The organism is Phyllobacterium sp. (assembly GCF_037994405.1).
In the GTDB taxonomy this organism is placed as follows: domain Bacteria; phylum Pseudomonadota; class Alphaproteobacteria; order Rhizobiales; family Rhizobiaceae; genus Phyllobacterium.
Window position 1 is genome coordinate 1 of sequence record NZ_JBBNAN010000109.1, and the last position, 3,662, is coordinate 3,662.

The window sequence follows — 3,662 nt, forward strand, 5'->3', positions numbered from 1 at the left end:
CAGCACGAGGTATTGTATTATTTCAGTCATGGCAGATACCAATCTACCTGAAAAATCCTACGGCGCTTTGATCCAGCGCAAGGATAAGTCTTGCACGATTTCGTTGATGACGTCGACGCTATGCGCCAAAGGCATTTTACGCGCCCAACCTGACCGCCATCGGCTATCTCAACACTCAAGCCCAATGCCGTCAGATACAGGTCACTTTCCTTTTCGGCGACAGGATGGTCGGAAATGTTGGTCTGGATTTCCGCAGGCAAGTTTAGGTGACGGCCGAGATAGCCGTGAATTAATTGCGTGATCGAAAAATAATGCAGGGAGCTTTCGAGATGCTTGTCAACAAACGCCAGCGCAACGATGAATGCGCATTGACCGTCGATACGGTAACCCCTGATCTTGTAGTCATCGCCAGCAGTGAAGATGTGGTGTTTCGGAAAGCTGGCTGATGACAATACTGCTGGACACGGCGCTAATCTCCCATGGCCAATGGTAGTATTGGCCGTTCCTTTGTCATGTAGAATCGTCGTCGGCCTGCATGGTGGAAAAGTTCGGCCGGAATTTCCCCATCGAATTCGCAGCAGGTCAGGCGGCTTCGGCGACAAATGGGATCTTGATGATGGTGCGCCACGAAGGTGCGAGGGAGGAGCTATGATTTAAGCACTTCCAAAGCAGCTATGCTGCACAGGAGATGAGTAGTAATGAAGGTGCCGTAATGGCGTTGGAGCGAACGCGCAACACTGTCCAGTTTTATTGCAAGGTCAACCGTCATGCGGGAGGAACCTTTGGCTAAAGCAAAGCCGTTGGACATTCCCAAACATGCTGTTTGGGAGGCTTATCGACGGGTAAGGGCGAACCGGGGGGAGCAACCGGTGTCGATGATCAGTCGATTGAATCCTCTGACCGGGATGTGAAGAACAACCTGTTCAAACTGTGGGACCGACTGTCATCGGGCAGCTACGTTCCGCCGCGAGTCAAGCGGGTCGCAATCAGTTCTTCTTTCTCGGCTACACCTTTCGGCCGAGACTGGCGATGAACCGATTGGGCAAGATCTTCGTCAACTTCAGCCCGGGCATCAGGAAACGGGCCGCGAAAGCCATCCGTCAGACGATGCGGGACTGGCAGCTTGACGTCGTATCGAACATGCGCATCGACGATCTGGCCAAGATGTTCAATCCGATCATTCGTGGTTGGATGAACTACTATCGTCGTTATCATAAATCGGCACTTTCCCGCGCATTGATGCATCTCGATCTACGCCTGGCATGCTGGGCTATGTCGAAATATCGCCGTCTGAGAGAACATCGTCGGCGTGCGCGGTATTGTGTCCAGGACGTAAGCCGCCGGGAGCCAGCGCTGTTTGCACATTGGCGGCTGTTGTACCGGGCAACGGCTGGACGGTAGGAGCCGGATGAGTGGAGACACTCGCGTCCGGATCTGTGAGAGCCTGGGGGTGAAATCCCCGGGCCACTCGACTCGTCGTCAGCATCGCGGGTAAAAAGCAATGGCTCTGGCGCGCCGTGGATCAGGACGGCTTCGTGCTTGATGTCCTGGTCCAGAGCCGGAGAAATGCAAGGCGGCAAAGCGTCAGATGCGCAAACTACTGAAAAGGCAGGGCTGCACACCCCGCGTACTGGCCGCCGACAAGCTTCGCTCCTATGCCGCCCCGCAACTGCCGAACATCGCGATCTGCGCAGCACGGCTATGGCAGTACGGAACGAAATCGCACATGCGACGGTTGCCTAAGATCAACCCGGATTATCTGCCCGGCACTTTCGCTCGCAATGTTAAGTATATAGTGCGCTTCTTGCTATTCCTGAGCGAAGCACTGTGTAAGTATGGGTCTGAGGCGGAGTGCGGTGAGTTGGCAACCAGCGAAAGTGAGGAGCAGAGGGGCGCGATGCGAATGGGGTATGGACGCGTGGCGTGCTTGAGCGTCGCTATGGTGCTGGTCATGCAATTCGCCTGCGGCAGCGCGGAGGCCGATAGCGCCAACGGCCGGCGAATTGCCGAGCGTTGGTGTGCGGAATGTCACGTCGTTGCCCCCGGGCAGCGGCAAGGCTCTGACGCCGTCCCTACTTTCGCTCAAATCAGTGGGTCGGGTCGTTTCGACGAGGCAACGCTTTCCGCCTTTCTGGCGAACCCCCATCATTCGCGCATGCCGAACCTTTCGCTCACGCGTTCCGAGATTGCCGATCTCGTCGCGTACATCCGGCGCCAAGCGCGCTAATTCCAGGCGGCACAACCAGTCCTTTCTAAGCTGCGGCGACTGCGAAGACGGCTACGTGCGAGATCGTAATCGCAACATTTCGGTTCCGATCACGCTGCTCTTATTGCCGTCATCGGCTCGCGCAGAGGTCCGCAGCCGGAGTGTTCAGCGAACTCTCTCGCGCTCGTGTCGGTTGAGAAGAAGCACGTTGACTGCGAGCACCGCGAATGATGGGTGCGAACCCCTTCTGCGTTCGGCCAGCCTCCCGAATGCAACGATTTACACGAACGGCCGCATTCTTATATCTAAATACATCGTCACATCCAGTCATAGAAGCTCGTGATGGGAATCCGGACTTGAACGAACTCGGCGATTAAGGGTAGCGTCCGGAATGCGAGAATGACCGATCGAGCCATGGCGTAAATTGGGAACATGCGCATGAAGGACCCTTACGAGACGCTTGGTGTCAACAGCTCCGCGACCGACAAGGAGATTAAAGAGGCGTTCAAGAAACTGGCGCGTAAGTTCCACCCCGATCTGCATCCGAACGAAAAGGCAGCGGAAGAGAAGTTCAAGGATATCTCGGCGGCCAATGACCTGCTCAAGGACAAGGAGAAGCGGCGGAGGTTCGATGCGGGCGAAATCGACGCTAGCGGTGCAGAGCGGCCGCAGGAGCGGTTCTATCGCGATTTCGCCAACGGGCCTGCATACGCCTCGCATGCCGCGCAGGATGGGTTCGCGAGCAACGGGGATCTGGAAGAATTTCTTACGCGGGCTTTCGCGGGCGGAGGTCGGCGGTCACATGACACGTTTCGGGCACGCGGCCAGGATGTGAGCTATGTGCTCCCGGTCGGGTTTCTGCAAGCGGCCAACGGCGCCGTGCGTTCGATCACGCTGTCTGAGGGCAAGACGCTGCAGGTGACGATCCCCGAAGGGGCTGAGGACCGGCAGATGCTGCGGCTGAAAGGACAGGGCAATCCAGGTTTCGGCGGTGGGCTTGCCGGAGATGCCTACGTCGAGCTGCATATCGAGCCGCATCCGTTCTTCATGCGCAAGGACGACAACATTCATGTTGAGGTTCCTGTTACGCTGAAAGAGGCGGTGCTGGGCGCTCGCATCGAGCTTCCGACCATAAACGGCCCCGTCACGATGACTATTCCGAAGGGATCGAATACAGGCAAGACGCTGCGACTACGCGACAAGGGCATTCGCAACCGCAAGACCGGTCAACGCGGACATCAGCTGGTAACACTGAAAGTCGTTCTGCCCCCAGTAATGGAGCCCGAGCTGGTCGCGTTTTTGGAAACTTGGCAGCCGAAAAATCCGGACAATCCGCGCAAGGAGATGCTACCATGATGCGCTTGGATGACCTTGTCGAGCAAATAGCCACGCTTCAGCGAAGCGATCTTGAAGACTGGATCCGGGATGAACTGGTCGAGCCGCGCCAGGATGCCGA

General features: G+C 56.9%; 4 protein-coding genes and 1 pseudogene. All 5 read left to right on the plus strand.

The genetic code is table 11. The features are described from left to right. Nucleotides 1–301: hypothetical protein (locus AAAC48_RS06505; protein ID WP_340653402.1), on the plus strand; the 301-nt coding region annotated here is incomplete at its 5' end. A 728-nt stretch (nt 302–1,029) separates the two neighbouring features. Then, entirely contained in the window at nt 1,030–1,401 is a 372-nt protein-coding gene (locus AAAC48_RS06510; RefSeq protein WP_340653403.1) for a group II intron maturase-specific domain-containing protein, read from the plus strand. Nucleotides 1,402–1,472: 71 nt separating this feature from the next. Then, nucleotides 1,473–1,663, plus strand: a pseudogene (locus AAAC48_RS06515) (DDE-type integrase/transposase/recombinase); the annotation flags it as partial. A gap of 288 nt (nt 1,664–1,951) precedes the next feature. Continuing rightward, the gene (locus AAAC48_RS06520) at nt 1,952–2,227 is read left to right on the plus strand and encodes a c-type cytochrome (protein ID WP_340653405.1); all 276 of its coding nucleotides are present in this window, start codon (nt 1,952–1,954) and stop codon (nt 2,225–2,227) included. A gap of 417 nt (nt 2,228–2,644) precedes the next feature. Further along, nucleotides 2,645–3,562, plus strand: coding sequence for a J domain-containing protein (locus tag AAAC48_RS06525; RefSeq protein ID WP_340653404.1), 918 nt, complete (start codon nt 2,645–2,647; stop codon nt 3,560–3,562). The last annotated feature ends 100 nt before the right edge of the window (nt 3,563–3,662 follow it).